Source organism: Hymenobacter sp. UYCo722 (assembly GCF_040547115.1).
GTDB lineage: Bacteria > Bacteroidota > Bacteroidia > Cytophagales > Hymenobacteraceae > Hymenobacter.
Genome location: NZ_JBEPPC010000002.1, coordinates 809,685 through 825,849 on the forward strand (window position 1 = coordinate 809,685; position 16,165 = coordinate 825,849).

Sequence of the window (16,165 nt, forward strand, 5' to 3'; positions counted from 1 at the left end):
CGCCCGGCGAGTCGCAACCGGATAGCGCCCTCGATATGGGGTGGGCTGGGCCGGCAGCTAGCGACGCCGAAATGTCTCAAAGCTTGCCGGTAAATCCCGGGGATATGCGCTGGCTAGCGTCCGCTTGTCGGAATAGCGCTTCACTGGGTTTTTACTGCCCGCGCTCAGGCGTTGGCTGGCAGCTCCAGCAACTCGTTCTGCCACAGCAGCTGCTCGGCCGTAATCGGATAAGGTGCTTGGTGCCGGATGGTTGCGAGCACGGCCTCGAACAAGCCCATGTAATTGCCCGGCGCGGCGGCATCGGGGGTAGTGCTTAGCTGGCCATCGGCCCGGGCCAGCGTCAGGTGGCCCTCCTGGCCCGGCTGCTCGTGGCCGTAGCTGGGCGCGGTGGGCGCGAGGCCGGCCAGCAACTGCTTTTCCTGCGGGTCGGCGCGGTGCTTCTGGTAGCTGCCGAGGGTGCCGTGCAGCACGTAGGCCGGGCCGGGTGCGGCTACCAGCAGGCTCGAGGTCAGCCACACGTTCAGACCGCGCGGGTAGTGCAGGTGCAGGCTGAAAAAGTCGTCGACCTGCGAGCTGGGGCGGTTGCGACCCAGGGTTTTGTGCGCGTTCAGCGGCTGGCCAAACAGGCTGATGGCCTGGTCGATAAGGTGCGGGCCCAAATCGGCGAGCAGGCCCGCGCCGGGCCTGGGCTCCTCCTTGAATTTCTTGACGTTGAGGGCTGGCTTGTAGCGGTCGAACCGGAAGTGCGCTTCGAGCAGCTGGCCCAGCTGGCCACGCTCAACCACGCGCCGAATGCTGTCGAAGTCGCTGTCCCAGCGCCGGTTCTGGTAGGCCAGCAGGTGGCGGCCCTGCTGCCGGGCCAGGGCCAGCAGCGCCCGCAGCTGGGCCACGGAAGTAGCCACCGGCTTCTCAATCAGCACGTGCTTGCCGGCGCGCAGGGCCTGGCTGGCCAGCTCGAAATGGGTGGCGCTGGGCGTGTTCACCACCACCAGCTCCACGGTGGCATCGGCCAGCAGCTCGGCCACGCTGCGGTAGCTCCGGATGCCGGGGTAGTCGTGCTGCATGCGCGCCTCGGTGCGCTCCACTACAGCGTAAAGCTCGAAGCCCGGGTGCGCCGCCAGAAAGGGAGCCTGAAAGAGTTTGCCCGACATGCCATAAGCCAGCAGCGCGGTGCGAATGGGAATAGCAGCCATGTTCGCAAGGTAGGGCCGTTGGTGTCTGGCCCGGCGCGGCCCCCAGCGGCTGCGCCGGGCCAGCCGCCACTAAAGTGGCACAATGCGGGGGTGGCCAAAAAGGACGTAAGCAGGAAAATTATTGATAATCAAAGGGTATTGGCCGCGCGGCGGGCATATTGCTAAATTGCTTTTTTGATTCTGCCTAACTTGTACCGGGTTTATTTTCAGTGGGCCGGGGCACTATCCTCGGAGCTAGGCGTTTGGGAGGTAATAACCCGGGTGCCTATCCTTAACTACCCTGCCCGACCTATTGCCGTGTATCGACATTCTATGAAGCAAATTGCAACGATGGTGTGCGTTTTCCTGAGCCTGCTGAACGGCAGCGTCGGGACCGTGCACGCTCAGACCAAACCCGCGCCGGCTACCCCGGCGGCCACCACTCCGGCAACGGCAACGGCTGCGTCGCGCTATCAGCCTGGTAAGCTCTCGACCGACCCCGCCCAGTACATCGCCGACGTGCAAGCCATGATGGCTAGCACCAACAACGCCGGCGCGCGCGTTATCGCCGCCCGCTTCAAGGAGCTGTGGGCCTCGAACCGGCTCACGACCACGCAGCAGCGCAACATTGTGGCGCTGTCGCAAACCATGCTGGCTAAACACTTCCGGGCCCGTCCGCACTTCGAAACGCTGTTCAACGTTTTCGTGGCGGGTACTACGCTGGCACGGCTCACCGATGGGCAGATGGACCAGTTTATCGACGTGCTGACCCAAAGCCTCAACAACGAGGACCCGATGGAAACCGACCGTTTCCTGACCAGTACCAACCGCTTTTTCCACGGCGGCTACCTCTACCGCACCGGCTACAACACGCTGCGCGCCGTGAACGGCACCATTTCGTTCGCCTACACGCCGCTGGCCGTGCCGCAGTCGAACCTGGAGTTTGGAAGCACCGCGCCGGCTCCGAAAGAAGCACCGCTGCCCGCTGCGCCCAAGGCGGTGGCCAAAAAGCCCGGGGCCGCCGCCAAGCCCGCGCCCAAGAAGAAAAAAGCCAGCAGCAACGGCTGGGACACGGCCGACCTGTGGTCGTCGCCGTCCAACGGCGGCTGGGGCGACACCTCCGACGATGGCTGGGGGGCACCCGCCAAGAAAAAGCCCGCGCCCGCCAAAAAGCCCGTGGCCAAAGCCGGGGCCAAACCCGCTGCTACGCCGGCCGCCCCGGTGGCCAAGTCGTCGGATTTTGACCAGCCGGCGGCATTCACGCCCTCGGCCCTTCCCTACGATGCCTACTCGCCGCCACCCGTGCGCGGGCCAGTGCTGAAAGTAGAAAACGCCGACCTATTTATGGCGACCGGGGGCGACTCGGTGTTCATTAAAAAGGTGAGCGGCGCGGCCATGTTCAGCAGCCACCGCTTCGTGGCCACGGGCGGACAGTTCGTGTGGTCCATCCGCACCAATCTGGTGACGGCCGACCTCGGGCCGTTCGACTTCGATATGACCAAGCCCGAGTTCACGGCCCAGCCCGTGACGGTGACGTACCCCTATCTGCTCGAAGCGCCGGTGAAGGGCGCGCTCAGCTACAAGAGCGTGCGCCGCAAGCCGGGGCAGGCCGATACCGGCTATCCGCGCTTCATCTCGCTCACCAACGATGCCCAGATTAAGAACCTGGGGCAGAACATTCAGTATCGGGGGGGCTTGTCGATGGCGGGCTTCAAGGTGCTGAGCGCGGCCCTGGATGGCTCGCTCTCGAACCTGACGGTGAGCGTGGAGGGCAAGCCCAAATTCCGGGCTTCGTCGCGGGCTTATGTGCTCGGCGACTCGGTTATCACGGCCAGCCGGGCGGGCATCACGATTTATGAGGGAGCGAAAGACTCGATTACTCATCCCGGTGTGCAGCTGAAATACCTCAAAAACCAGCAGCAGCTGAAGCTGGCCCGTGAAGAAGGCCTCTACAAAACCACGCCCTACAGCGACTCTTACCACCAGCTCGAAATCCGGACCGAGGCCCTGAACTGGGACCTGCACAAGTCGGCGCTCGACTTTGCGGTGCTCTCGGCTAAAAACCAGCAATCGGCCGATTTTGAGAGCAAGGAATTCTTCACCAACGACCGGTACCAGCAGCTCAAAAGCATCAACCGCCTGCACCCGCTCCAGATGCTGGTGGGCTACAGCCAGGCCCACGGCAATCTGAAAACCGTGAACGTGAGCAATTTGGCTACCGACCTGGGCACCAGCGAGGCCAACATGCGCAGCGCCATGTCGGGCCTGGCCCGCGACGGCTACGTGGCCTGGAATGCCCAGACCGGCGAAGTCACCATTCTGCCCAAGGGCACACACTACGTGGCCTCGGCCCGCGACAAAAAGGACTACGACCACATTGCCATCAAGTCGCTGTCGGGCTCGGGTAAAAACGCGACGCTTAACCTGAATACCAACGAGCTGACGGTGCGCGGCGTGCAGCGATTCAACTTCTCCGACGACTCGGCCACGGTGTACGTGAAGCCCGACAGTGCCATTATTCGCATCGGCCAGGACCGCAACATCACCTTCGGCGGTACGGTGGTTGCTTCGGCCATGCGCTTCAAGGGGCGCGATTTTAAGTTCGACTACAAAGGCTTTTACGTCGACATGGCTAAGATTGACTCCATCGTCATTCGCAGCGAAACCAAGGACCGCAAGGGCCGCCCCACCGGCAAAAAGGCTGATTTTGCCCTCACCAACCGTGGTAAGGTAAGCACCGGCCGCCTGTTTTTGAACGACCCCAAAAACAAGTCGGGCCGCAAAAAGATGGGCCAGTACCCGGCTTTCGACTCGAAGAGCGGAGCCAACGTGTACTTCCGCAAGCAGGACGTGCTGGGCGGGGCCTACGACTCGACGCTGGTGTTCGACATCCCGCCCTTTAAGCTCGACTCGCTGAATGGGTTGAGCAAGTCGGCGGCCGGCTTCGAGGGCACCTTCCGCAGCGGTGGCATCGTGCCCGACCTCAAAACCAAGCTCACGCTCCAGGAAGACGGGGCGCTGGGCTTTGCCTACGACGTGCCCAGGGAAGGATTTCCGCTCTACAAGGGCAAGGGCCGCGTGTTTGATAAGGTGCGCATGGACGGGCGCGGCCTGCAAGCCGACGGCATGATAACCTATCAGTCGGGCACGTTCAATTCCGACAGCTTCGTGCTCTACCGCGACTCGGTGGTGGCCATTGGCACCATGGGCAACGTGGCGGCCAAGCGCGCCGATGGGGTCGATATCCCGAAGATGGCGCTGCCCCGGGGCTACATCATGAACTGGAAGGTGAAGCAGGATTCGATGTTCCTGACCACGCCGCCCGGCTCCGACGCGCCCATTCGCCTGTATGCCAAAGGCGATGCGCGGGCCAAAACCATTACGGCCTATAATTTCAAGGGCACGGCCCTGCTGACCCCGACCTCGGCCGGCGGCGATGGCCGCCTCGACGGGCCGCAGTCATACATTAAATCGCCCGATTTTAATTTTAAGAACGACAGCTACTCGGGCCGGCACGCCACGCTCAACGTGAAATCGGCGGAGGCTAACAAGCCGGCTTTGTCGGCCAGCGAGGTGGAATTCAACTACAACCTGAAAAATGGCTACGCCGATTTCAAGCGCGAGAAGGACAGTAAGGCCAGTATCGACTTGCCGTATTCGAAATTCCGGACCACGCTCAGTGGCGGGCACTGGGACTTCAAGAAGAAGGAGGTGCGCTTGCGCGTGGCCCCGGGCAACGACTCGACCAAGTCGTACTTCTACGCCACCAATGCCAGCCAGCTGGGCCTGAAGTTTAAAGCCTCGAATGGCATCTACGACCTGGCCAAGTACCAGATGAAGGTGGGTGGCGTGCCCTACATCGCCGCCGCCGATGCCTGGATTATCCCCGACTCGGGCCGCGTAAATATTCTGGCCGCTGGCCGCCTGCAGCGCCTGCGCAACGCGGGGGTGGTGCTCGACTCGCTGGCCAAGTTCCACAAGCTCTACAATGGCAATATCGACGTGCTCTCCAAGGAAGCCTTTGCGGGCAGCGCCGAGTACATCTTCAAAACCGCGCACGACTCGGTGGCCCTGCGCTTCGGCAGCTTCGGGCCCGACCAAGCGGCCGTGATGGCCGGCAAAGGCAAGAAGTTCAAGCACGACGATACGGGCGCGGCCATCGGCTCCGAGAACGGGGATGCCCAGGGGCCGGCCACCGTAGCCACGGCCGTGGTGAGCAACACCAGCAAGTTTCAGCTCACGCCGCGCATCGGCTACCGGGGCAACGTGGAGCTGAACTCGCGCCGCCGGGGCTTTGCCTTTAACGGGGAGGTGCAGCTGCAGTTTGGCAAAAACCGCGCCCTGGCCCAGTGGGTGGCCGTGAAGGACTCCATCGACCCGCGAAACTTCAGCCTGAACCTGAACGACGTGAAGGCCGGCGACGGTGCCGCGCTCGTGACCGGCATTTTTCTCTCGGACCAGACCAACGTGCTGTACCCGCTCTACGCGGCGGCCATCCCGAACTCGACCGACCTGACCGTGTTCAAGGTGGACGGTAAGCTGCACTACGACAACAAGAAAGAGCTATATACCATCTCGCGCAACGACCCGGCCGATGTCAACGCTTACGAAGGCTCGTCGCTTACCTACACCGACGGGACCAACTCGCTGAGTTTCCACGGCCCGATGAGTTTTATTGGCGATGCCGTGAAGGACTTCCGGATGGTGGGGGCCGGCATTGGTACGGCCAACCCCGACAGTGCCCGCTACACCGTTGAGGCCCTGCTGGGCATCGACGTGACCCTGCCCCCAAAGGCCCTCGACATCATGGCCAACGAGCTGGCCAAAACCACCAAGAACCTCCCCGAAGCACAGACGGGCTCCACCAACGAATTCTACAACTTGGCCCAGTTTATTGGCAACAAGGGCGTTGATGCCGCTTCGCAGCGCCGCGGTTTTGCCGACCCGCTCATGAAGCTCTCGCCCAAGCTGGTTCACACCATCGTGCTGAGCCGCGTGAACCTGCGCTGGAACGACAGACGCCGGGCTTGGTACTCGGTGGGTCCCATTGGCCTGGCCGGCGTGGGCAAGCAGCCACTGAACGCGCTGATAAACGGCTACGTGGAAATCCGCCGCGAGAGTGGGGGCGACGTGGTGCAGCTCTACCTCGAAGCCGACAAGCAAAGCTGGTACTACCTCAAGTTTGCCAACAACCTGCTGCTGGTGAAGTCGCAAAACGAGGACTTCGATGCCGAAATTGCCGCCAAGGCCAAAGGCGAATACGAAACGGCGACCAGCTACGGAGCTTTCCTGGGCGACTTTGCCGACGCGGACAACTTCCGTGACCATTTCCAGCGGGACTTCCTCGGCATCAAGCCCAAAGCGGCCGCGAAGTCAAGCCGCCCGGCCGCCGCCCAGCCCGCTTTCGACGAAATGGCCAACAGGAAGAAAAAGAAGAAGGATGCTGTAGAAGAGGCCTTGGCTGACCCTGCCACGCCCGCGCCCGAGGCAGCCGCTGCCTCCGCCAAAAAGAAGAAGAAGGCCAAGGCCAATGACCCCTTCGGCGATGGCGTGCTGGACGAGCCCGCCCCCGCGCCTGTGAAAAAAGCGGTAGCCAAGGCACCGGTCAAGGCGCTGGCCGATAGCACCGCCGCTGCCAGCAAGGCCGCGCCCGACAAAGCAGCCGCCGCCGGCAAGCCGGCCACGGAAGCCACCCCGGCCAACGAGCCGCCCACCCCGGAAGCCCCGGTCGACTTTCCGACCGCCCCCGATAAAAAGGAGGCCGCCCGCTTGGCCAAAGAGGCCGAGAAGCAGAAAAAGGAGGAAGAGAAAAAGAAGAAGGACGCGGAAAAGCAGAAGAAAAAAGGCGGCTCCGACCCCTTCGGCGACAGCTAAGCCGCCAAGTAGTTCGACTGCTTCCGGCTTGAAAAGCGCCAGCCGAACGAAACCCGAACGTCATGCTGAGCGAAGTCGAAGCAGCTCTCCCGCCATAGTATTCAGTTACGCTCGCGGGAGAGCTGCTTCGACTTCGCTCAGCATGACGTTCTTTATTGCCCCAAAGTCCTCCCCGCCTTTATTTCTCCACCCATTACTCTCCCAATGCCCATCCTCTACATTGTTCTGGCCCTGCTGGCCGCCTACCTGCTTGGGTCCATTCCGACGGCCCTGTGGGTGGGTCGCCGCTTTTTTAACCTGGCCGATATCCGCGAGCATGGCTCGGGCAATGCCGGGGCCACCAACACCTTCCGGGTGCTGGGGCCGAAGGCGGGCAGCTTCGTGCTGTTCGTGGATGCGCTGAAGGGCTTTGTGGCCGCGTTTTTCCTGCCGCAGTGGCTGGTAGCGCAGGGAGCCATCGCACCCGAGTACGAGCTGTACTACCGCCTGGCTTGCGGTGCGCTGGCCGTGGTAGGCCATATCTACCCGGTGTTTGCACAGTTCCGGGGCGGCAAGGGCGTGGCCACCATCCTGGGTATGATGCTGGGTGTGGCCCCAGCCACGGTGGGCATCTGCATTCTCGTCTTTATCGGGATGCTGCTGCTGTTCCGCTTCGTGAGCCTGGCCAGCATGACGGCAGGCATCACGTTCGCGCTGCTGCAGTTGCTGCCGCAGTTCCGGCCGGCGCAGCCGTTCCTGGTATACGTGGGCTTCGTGGTGGCCGCGCTACTGGTTTACACCCACAGCGCCAATATTGGCCGGCTGCGCGCCGGTACGGAAAGCCGCGTGCCCATGCCGTGGGAGCGGAAGTAGAGGTGCAATGGAATTTAACGTCCTCAAAACGCTGCAATTCGGTGGTTTGCTGCTGGTGCTATATGATTGGATGGCGTTTCCAAATGCAACTACAATCAATAATTTATATGCCTATAATTTAGAAGGCGAGCGATTGTGGATTGCTGAAGCCAAATATCCTGGGGACTTCTTCGTTGGCGTGGCCGAAAATAATGGCCAGCTTATCGCTACCACTTGGAGTTGCTTTAGTTGCTTAGTCGACCCTGAAACAGGAAAAACGATAAAAGCGACGTTTACCAAGTGACCTGCCAAGCCACGTTAACGGATGATGCTTCAAGGTGGGATAGCAGTAGAATAATAGTATGATGCTTAAAGCCCTGCGCCACTGCGAAGAGGAATTTAGAAGTGTCCAAACTAAATCCAACATTACCTTACTCACACAATCGCCTTGCCCTCATCCATGTCCTGCTCCAGAATCGGGGCTTTGGTTTTGCCCACGATGTAGCGCAGGCCCTTGTCGTAGCTAATGTAGCTCCACGTCCATTGCAGCAGCACCATGAGGCGGTTGCGGAAGCTCACCAGCGAGATGACGTGCACCACGCCCCAGGCCAGCCAGGCCAGAAAGCCGCTGAGGTGGTACTCTTTGCCGAAGAGCTTGAGGTCGGCCACGGCGTGGTTGCGACCGATGGTGGCCATCGAGCCTTTGTCGTGGTAATGAAACCGCTCGGCCAACTGCCCGCCGAGCCACCGCTTGATGTTATCGCCCAGCAGGCGGCCCTGCTGAATGGCGGGCTGCGCCACCATGGGGTGGCCTTCGGGATAGTCGGCCGATTTCATGGCCGCGATGTCGCCGATGGCGAACACGTTGTCGTAGCCCTGCACGCGGCTGTATTCATCCACGGCGTAGCGGTTGCCGGGCAACAGGCAGTCGGGGCGCAGGCCCGCGATGGGGGCACCCGTCACGCCCGCCGCCCAAATCACGGTGCGTGAAATGAACTGCTGCCCGGTGTTGAGCGTGACCGTGTAGCCGTCGTACGACTTCACCCGCGCCTCCAGCCACACCTGCACCCCAAACTCGCGCAGCGACTCCAAGGCCTTCTGCGAGGCATGAGCCGACATGCCCTTCAGCAGCACCGGCCCGCTTTGCACTAGGTGGATGTCCATTTCCCGAAAGTCGAGCTCGCGGTAGTCCTTCGGAAACACGTGGGTGCGCAGCTCGCTCAGGGCCCCCGCGATTTCGACGCCGGTGGGGCCGCCGCCCACAATCACGAAATCGAGCAGGCTGTTGATTTTCTCGTAGTCGCCGAGCTGCAGGGCCTGCTCGAAGTTGGAAAGCACGGTGTTGCGCAGCTCAATGGCTTCCTCCACGCTCTTGATGGCAATGGAGTTTTTCTCCATCGCCTCATCGCCAAAGTAGTTGGGCTCGGCCCCGGTGGCCAACACCAGAAAATCGTAGCGCAGCAGCCCGATGGAAGTTTCCACCACCTGCTTCTCGGTATCCACGGCCTTCACCTCGGCCATGCGGAAGTAAAAATTTTCCTGTTGGCTGAGAATCTTGCGAAACGGCGATACAATGTCGCCCTCGTCGAGCCCGGCGGTGGCCACCTGGTAGAGCAGGGGCTGAAACGTGTGGTAGTTCTGCTTATCGATGAGCACCACCTGCACCGGCGCATCGGCCAAGGCCTTGGCCAGCTCCAGGCCACCAAAGCCGCCACCCACAATCACCACCCGCGGCTTGCCGAGGTCATCAATTTTCGTTAGCCCTTCCATGCGGTAAAGATGCGAAGCCGGATGGCGACCCCCCGGAGCTTACTTACCCGTTTTGGGCCGGTGAGGTTGTGTGGCGGGCCAGTGGTAGGCGAGCCGCATCGAACTCTGCCCGTCAAAGTCGCGTTAGCGGCCTACGTTCACCAACCCAACCGCTTGCTTATGAAAGTGCTGCCCATTGCTTCCCTGTTGCTCAGCGCCGGTCTGCTGGGAGCTGCCCGGCCCGCCGCCGAAACCCAGTCGGTTACGGTGGTAGTGTCGTCGCTGGTATCCAATACGTCCACCGTGAAGCTGTTTTTCTACAACACGCGCGAGGGCTTTTTGAAAAGCGGCAAGTGGGCTTTTTCGAAAGCGGTGAAGCCCGAGGGCAAAAACCAGTTCACGCTGCCCGTCGAGCTACCCCCGGGCGAGTGGGCCGTGGCCATCACCCAGGATTTGAACAACAACAACAAAATCGACAAGAACTTTCTCGGTATCCCAACCGAGCCTTATGCCTTCTCCAACAACATCCGTCCCACCGTGGCCGCTCCCGATTTCAACGAGTGCAAGTTTATGGTAGATGGCCCGGGGCGTGTGGTGAGTATTGTACTTAAAGATTAAAGGGTAAGAATATTTGTTAGTATATATTATTAAAAAAAGCCACCGTTGCTCAGGCAGCGGTGGCTTTTTAGCGTGGTTTTGGGGCTGGCCGCCACCTTGGTCGGGCGAGCCTGCCAGCCACAGTGCAAATTGAACCGATGCTGGCAAAGTATCAATGTTTCTTGATGTGATTATAAATAATGAACGGCCGAGTAGCTTTGCATGAAATTGACCTTTTCCGCGTTCTTTTTTACCTATAATATGCAACTACGCTTTACCTTCTTTTCTGCATCGGTTCGGACATTGCTGAGCGTTACGCTTTTGCTGCTGGGCAGCGGCTTTGTGGGCCAAGCCCGGGGCCAGTGTAGCACCTGCACCTATTCCATCGATAATCCGAATAAATCCCGGACGTTCGACATGCACGGTGGCGAAACGATTACCGTTGAAAGCAACGTCAATTTCGAAGGCATTATCAACGTGCTGGGTAATAATGTGACGGTAATTAACCTGGGCAGCATCACCAAAGGCGGCAGCATTGTGGTGCGCGGCAACAACACCATCATTCGCAACGAGGGCGTTATCAGCGACGGCAACGGGGGCAACGGCAACGGCGGCTACATCACGGTCGTAAGCGGTTTCACGGGCACCGTGCTGCACAATCAGGGCACCGTCACATCGCAAAACGTGAAGCTCAACGCTCCGGTCGTTATCAATAACGGCAGTGCTGCCAACACCATGTCCGTCTGGTCGGGCTATGTCGGGACCAACTTTACGGCCGCTGTCACCATCAACAACTATGCTGGCTGGAGCGCGCAGGTGAATGACCTGCCCAGCGGCACCGTCAACAACTTTGCCACCGGTACGTGGTCGGCCTACTTCACGCCCAGCGGCACCAGCATCATCAACAACAGCGGCACCTGGAACGCTGCCAACCTGAATTACGCGGGTAAGCTCACTATCAACCACACCGGCGGTACCTGGGCGGCCAACCTGAACCCCGGCAGCGCGCTGGCCCTGAACAACAGCGGCACCTGGACCAAGGGCTTCAACTTCCCTGCCACCGGCCCCAACAGCTTCGTGAACACCGGCACGGCTACCCTCGATGCCTACCTGGGCATGGGCTCGGCCACCACCATCACCAACAGCGGGGCGATGACGATGACCAACGGCATGGGCGATATCAGCGCCAATTCCAGCCTCATCAACAACCGCGGGGCCACGTTCCGCGTCATCGGCCAGTTCGTGAACTCGGGCACCGTAAGCAACGCGGGCACGGTGTCGAGCACCAGCAACTTCCTGAACAACAGCAGCGGCACCATCACGGGCCCGGCCGCCCCGCTGCGCGGCAGCTTCACCACTAACGGCTACTCGGCCAATGCCGGCTCGTTTGGCATGGTGGGCCGGCTCGATTTCTGTGATTCGGGCAATGCCTCGGGCTTCGACTCGCAGACCGGCAGCGTGGGCACGGCCAATACAACCTTCTGATCGAGCCGGCCGCTGCCCGTCGAGCTGGCCGCCTTCACTGCCGAAGTACTGAAAGGGGAGGTGCAGCTACGCTGGGTCACGGCCTCGGAAAACAACAGTGCGGTGTTCGTCATCGAGCGCAGCGCCGGGGGCGAGTCCTACGAGGCAGTGCGCGAGGTAAGCGCCCAGGGCAATTCCACGGCGGTAACCGTATACGCCGCCACCGACGCGCGGCCGCTGCCCGGTACCAGCTACTACCGCCTGCGGCAGGTCGACCGCGACGGGGCGGTGGCCTACTCGCCGGTGGTTAAAGTGAGCGTTGCGCTCAGCACACGGCCTATTCTGGCCTACCCCAACCCGGCCACCAACCACCTTTCCCTCGACCTCACGGCCGCTCCCGCCGAGCCCTGTGCCGTGCGCGTACTCAGCCTCGCCGGCCAGGTCGTGCGCACCGAAACCCTGGCCGGTGGCCGTGTGCAGGAAATGCCCCTGGCGGGCCTGCCAGCCGGGCTATACCTGCTGCAAGTGCGCACCGCCCAGGGTAGCACGGTGCAGCGCATCGAGAAGCGCTAAGCGGCGCGCTCAGTCGGCCCGAAATGGGTGCTGGCCGCGCGCCAGCCGCTCGGTCAGCGTCACGGCGCGGCGGATGCGGGTTTCGGGCTGTTTGGCCTCGGCCACGCGCCAGGCCATGGCACGGCGGTGGGCGGGCTTGTAGTTGTTGAAGGCGATTTCGGCCTCGGGCCAGGCGGCGAGAGCTTCGGCCAGCTCGTCGGGCAGGTCTACGTGGTCGGGGTTAGGGTCGGCTTCGATGCTAATTTCCAGTTCCTGGCCCAGCGCGATGCCCACGACTTGGCAGCTGTCCTTGTTCAGCATGAGGTAGCGCCCGCCGCCTTCCAGCGGCAGTAGCCCCAGCCGCAGCGCGTGGCCGCAAATGTTGGCGACAACGCGCTTCGTAGCCTTGCCGCCCAGTGCTTCGAGCACCGCCACCGGCACCACGAGGATTTGAGTGGGCATGAAACTGGGGCCGCCCGGCTCCAGCACGGCGCGGAAATGAATAGGGTTGGGCATGAGTAGCAGTTGAACAATGTAGAAACGCAATACTTTGCGGCTCGTCGGTGCTGATGTTGTTATAACCGCGCAATTCCCGTCGTTCAACGCAAGTCGTTCAACGACGAGACGCAGCATGTTGCGTCTTCTACACCGCCGCCGCCGCCAGCTCCCGCAGTTGCTTATTGATGAAATCCACTTCCTCAAACGAGAGCTGAAAATTCATGGCCCGGGCATTCTGCACGGCCTGCTCGGGGTTGCGGGCCCCCACCAGCGCCACCGAAATGCCGGGCTGCGCCAAGGTCCAGCGCAGCACGAGCTGGCTGAGAGTGGCGTTTTTGGTTTCAGCCAGCGGGCGGATTTTGTTGAGCACAGCGTTTACGCGCTTCACGTTTTCGGGCGTGAAAAACGGGTTGCCGTTGCGCAAATCTCCGTCGCCGAAATCCTGGCCAGGCTTCATTTTGCCCGTCAGCAGGCCCAGCTGCAGCGGGCTGTACACCAGCACAGCCTTGTTGTTTTCGAGGCAGTACGGCACCACGTCGGCCTCGATTTCGCGGCGCAGCATGCTGTAGGGTACTTGGTTGGCGGCAAGGTAGAGCGTCTGTTCGGCTTCCTGCATCTGGGCCGCCGAGTAGTTGCTCACGCCGGCAGCTCGCACTTTGCCCTGCTCGATGAGGCGGGATACGGCCTCCATCGTCTCGTCAATCGGCGTGGTCACGTCGGGCCAGTGCTGCTGGTAGAGGTCGATGTAGTCGGTGCCGAGGCGGCGCAGGCTGGCCTCACATTCCCGGATGACGCTGTCGCGGCCGGCGTACTTATACACGTCGAGGTCGCGACCCTGGTTGTCCTTGGTCTTCATGGCAAAGTCTCCCTTAGCCAAATCCCAGCGCATGCCGAATTTGGTGAGAATTTGCACCTTGTCGCGCGGTAGGCTTTTAATGGCTTCGCCCACGATTTGCTCGCTCAGGCCCATGCCATATACCGGCGCGGTGTCTATGCTGGTCACGCCCAGGTCGTAGCTGGCGCGAATGGCCCCCACGGCATCGTTCTGCTCGGTACCGCCCCACATCCAGCCACCAGCCGCCCAGCTGCCAAACGTAATGCGCGAAACGGAAACGTCGGAGGAACCTAATTTTTGATATTCCATAGAGATTGAAGTCGGGTGAAAGCACCTGGCCGCGTAGGGGCCGGGCTGGTTAACCGGGCTTTGGGAGCGAAGGTTGCGGCCTGACCGCCGACGAAACTTTTCCCAGTCGCCGTTTCTTGTAGCAGCTTCCGTAGCTTCAAAATAACAACGATATGAAAGTTGAAATCTGGTCTGATGTAGTGTGCCCATTCTGCTACATTGGCAAGCGTAAGTTTGAAAAGGCCCTGGCCGGTTTCGCCCACCGCGACGAGGTAGAAGTGGTGTGGCACAGCTTCCAGCTCACGCCCGATTTCCAGCCCATTCCCGGCGAGAGCCTGCACGAGTCGCTGGCCAAGAAAAAAGGCGTGGCCCCCGAAGAAGGCCGCCGAATGAACGAGTACATGTCGGGTGTGGCCAAGGAAGTTGGCCTGAACTACGACCTCGAAAACGCCATTCCGGCCAATACATTCCTGGCCCATCAGCTCATCCACCTCGGCGCGCACCACGGCCGGCAGGATGCCACCAAGGAGCGCCTCATGGCCGCCTACTACCTCGAAGGCCAGAACATCGGCGACCTCGATACGCTGGTAAAGCTCGGCACCGAAATCGGCCTCGACGCCACCGAAAGCCGCGCCGCCCTGCTGGCCGGCACCTACGCCGAAGCCGTGCGCCTCGACGAGTACCAGGCCCAGCAAATCGGCGTGCGCGGGGTGCCCTTCTTCGTATTCGAAGACAAGTATGCCGTGTCCGGTGCCCAACAGCCCGAACTGTTTGCCGAGGTACTGGAAAAGGTGTACGACGAGTTCAAGCCCGCCAAACCGGCCCTAACCATGGTGGCCGACGGCGATGCCTGCGGGCCGGAAGGCTGCGAATTGTAAGCGCTTCAGCATAACGCAGACCCAGCGTCAGAGCCCGTCATGCTTCGATAAGCTCAGCATGACGGGCTTTTTGCTGCGGTAGCCCATGCCCAATAGCCTTCGTTCAGGCCCGCAGCATCGGAATGTGCGGAATGCCGTCCTCCAGGTACATCGGCCCGCACTGCTCGTAGCCGAACTCGTTGTAGAACCGTTCGAGGTGCTGCTGCGCCCCGATTTTGTTGGCCTGCGGGCCGAATAAGGCCTCGGAATAAACCAGCGCCTGCCGCATCAGCTCGCGGCCCAGGCCATACTGCCGGAAGGCCTGCGCCACAATCACGCGACCAATACTGGCCTGCTCGTAGCTTTTGCCAGCGGCGAAGAGGCGGGCGTAGGCCGCCAGCTCGCCGGCCTCGTTGTAGCCCAGCAAGTGGTGGGCATCCATATCCTGCCGGTCAATGTCCTGAAAAACACAGTTCTGTTCGACGACAAATACTTCTGAGCGCAGGCGGAGCAGGTCGTAGAGAATCAGGTTGGGCAGGGATTCGAAAGGCAGGCAGTGCCAGCGAATAGTCATAAGTAAGGGCTTAGTTTTTGGGCATTTTTTCAACGTCTTTCAGCGTCAGCACGCGGTACTTAATGCCGAGGTCTGCCGCATTCTGCTCCACGGTGTTGGGGAAGCCCGCCTTGCGGCGGCGCTCGTTCACCCGCGCCGCATCTTCGATGGGCCACATAAACGGCGGCTGCGGTTCGCGGCGGCCGGTTTGCGGGTTCACGGGGTTGTAGCTCATGGCCTGGGTGCCGTAGCGCTGCTCCTTGCCGTCGCGCATGAGCTGGCGGTCCAGCATCTGGGCGTAGAGATAGAAGGACAATTCGTTCCTTTCGGCGGCTTTTTTGATGAGCGGCAGGGAGGATTTAATATCAGGCGAATGCTGGATGACGTAGTACGCGCCTTCGTTCGTGGGGGTACCCACCAGCGACTTGCCGGGGTAGCCGTACTGCTTCAAAATGGCCTTCACCCGCACCTGGTTGGCCGAATCAGTTCGCATCATGCGGCGCATCACGTAGTCGCTTAGGCTTTCACGCGTCACGCCCAAGGAGCGCGCCAGCGAATCGGGCCGCCGGTTAATACGCGGATTGAAAAGCATGCTGCGCCACTTTTGGTCCACGGCATAAATGCTGTCCAATTCGTGCTTCAGGCTAGGGTTGAGGAGGGCTTGGGCCGCGGCCAGCTGCGGCAGTAACGCCAGAAGTAGTGTGGAAAGGAGGAGTTTCATGATAGCACGTCGTAGGGACGCATAATGGCGTCTTACCGTTGAATGGAATGCCTGAACGAGGGAGAGGCGCAACATCTTGCGTCTCATTGTTGCTGATGTTATTTAGTCAGGCCGAAACGGCTAATCCCTTCCGCACAACGCAAGTTATTCAACGACGAGACGCGAATAGGCTTT

General features: G+C 61.1%; 13 protein-coding genes. 7 read left to right on the forward strand and 6 right to left on the reverse strand.

Features of this window, described 5'->3' with window-relative positions:
• Nucleotides 1–164: 164 nt before the first annotated feature.
• Complete coding sequence (locus tag ABIB44_RS09185; RefSeq protein WP_354584347.1) at nucleotides 165–1,193, reverse strand: Gfo/Idh/MocA family oxidoreductase; 1,029 nt, start codon at nucleotides 1,191–1,193, stop codon at nucleotides 165–167.
• 312 nt (nucleotides 1,194–1,505) lie between these two features.
• On the opposite strand from ABIB44_RS09185, the gene ABIB44_RS09190 reads away from it, so the two are divergent.
• The 3 genes from ABIB44_RS09190 (at nucleotide 1,506) to ABIB44_RS09200 (ending at nucleotide 8,181) form a co-directional block, all read left to right on the forward strand.
• Nucleotides 1,506–7,046, forward strand: coding sequence for a hypothetical protein (locus tag ABIB44_RS09190; protein ID WP_354584348.1), 5,541 nt, complete (start codon nucleotides 1,506–1,508; stop codon nucleotides 7,044–7,046).
• Nucleotides 7,047–7,250: 204 nt separating this feature from the next.
• Nucleotides 7,251–7,898, forward strand: coding sequence for a glycerol-3-phosphate 1-O-acyltransferase PlsY (gene plsY / locus ABIB44_RS09195; protein WP_354584349.1), 648 nt, complete (start codon nucleotides 7,251–7,253; stop codon nucleotides 7,896–7,898).
• A gap of 7 nt (nucleotides 7,899–7,905) precedes the next feature.
• On the forward strand, nucleotides 7,906–8,181 hold the full coding sequence (locus ABIB44_RS09200; RefSeq protein WP_354584350.1) for a DUF7957 family protein: 276 nt from the start codon (nucleotides 7,906–7,908) through the stop codon (nucleotides 8,179–8,181).
• Nucleotides 8,182–8,312: 131 nt separating this feature from the next.
• Here the strand turns inward: ABIB44_RS09200 and ABIB44_RS09205 are convergent, their stop codons facing one another.
• Nucleotides 8,313–9,647, reverse strand: a complete 1,335-nt coding sequence (locus ABIB44_RS09205) for an NAD(P)/FAD-dependent oxidoreductase (protein ID WP_354584351.1) — start codon at nucleotides 9,645–9,647, stop codon at nucleotides 8,313–8,315.
• A gap of 159 nt (nucleotides 9,648–9,806) precedes the next feature.
• Between ABIB44_RS09205 and ABIB44_RS09210 the strand changes: the two genes are divergently transcribed.
• The 3 genes from ABIB44_RS09210 (at nucleotide 9,807) to ABIB44_RS09220 (ending at nucleotide 12,260) form a co-directional block, all read left to right on the forward strand.
• Entirely contained in the window at nucleotides 9,807–10,244 is a 438-nt protein-coding gene (locus ABIB44_RS09210; protein ID WP_354584352.1) for a DUF2141 domain-containing protein, read from the forward strand.
• Nucleotides 10,245–10,484: 240 nt separating this feature from the next.
• Complete coding sequence (locus ABIB44_RS09215) at nucleotides 10,485–11,708, forward strand: hypothetical protein (protein WP_354584353.1); 1,224 nt, start codon at nucleotides 10,485–10,487, stop codon at nucleotides 11,706–11,708.
• A gap of 60 nt (nucleotides 11,709–11,768) precedes the next feature.
• The gene (locus ABIB44_RS09220; protein ID WP_354584354.1) at nucleotides 11,769–12,260 is read left to right on the forward strand and encodes a T9SS type A sorting domain-containing protein; all 492 of its coding nucleotides are present in this window, start codon (nucleotides 11,769–11,771) and stop codon (nucleotides 12,258–12,260) included.
• A 9-nt stretch (nucleotides 12,261–12,269) separates the two neighbouring features.
• Here ABIB44_RS09220 and ABIB44_RS09225 read toward each other — a convergent pair whose 3' ends face one another.
• Together ABIB44_RS09225 and ABIB44_RS09230 are read right to left on the reverse strand one after the other, a co-directional pair.
• Nucleotides 12,270–12,755, reverse strand: coding sequence for a YdeI/OmpD-associated family protein (locus ABIB44_RS09225; RefSeq protein ID WP_354584355.1), 486 nt, complete (start codon nucleotides 12,753–12,755; stop codon nucleotides 12,270–12,272).
• 127 nt (nucleotides 12,756–12,882) lie between these two features.
• Nucleotides 12,883–13,881, reverse strand: a complete 999-nt coding sequence (locus ABIB44_RS09230; protein WP_354584356.1) for an aldo/keto reductase — start codon at nucleotides 13,879–13,881, stop codon at nucleotides 12,883–12,885.
• Between the two features lie 152 nt (nucleotides 13,882–14,033).
• Between ABIB44_RS09230 and ABIB44_RS09235 the strand changes: the two genes are divergently transcribed.
• Nucleotides 14,034–14,738 (forward strand): DsbA family oxidoreductase, encoded by a 705-nt coding sequence (locus tag ABIB44_RS09235; RefSeq protein ID WP_354584357.1) that lies wholly within the window; start codon nucleotides 14,034–14,036, stop codon nucleotides 14,736–14,738.
• A gap of 103 nt (nucleotides 14,739–14,841) precedes the next feature.
• On the opposite strand, the gene ABIB44_RS09240 is transcribed toward ABIB44_RS09235, so the two are convergent.
• Nucleotides 14,842–15,291 (reverse strand): GNAT family N-acetyltransferase, encoded by a 450-nt coding sequence (locus tag ABIB44_RS09240; protein WP_354584358.1) that lies wholly within the window; start codon nucleotides 15,289–15,291, stop codon nucleotides 14,842–14,844.
• Between the two features lie 10 nt (nucleotides 15,292–15,301).
• The gene (locus tag ABIB44_RS09245) at nucleotides 15,302–15,991 is read right to left on the reverse strand and encodes a DUF6624 domain-containing protein (RefSeq protein ID WP_354584359.1); all 690 of its coding nucleotides are present in this window, start codon (nucleotides 15,989–15,991) and stop codon (nucleotides 15,302–15,304) included.
• Nucleotides 15,992–16,165: the final 174 nt, after the last annotated feature.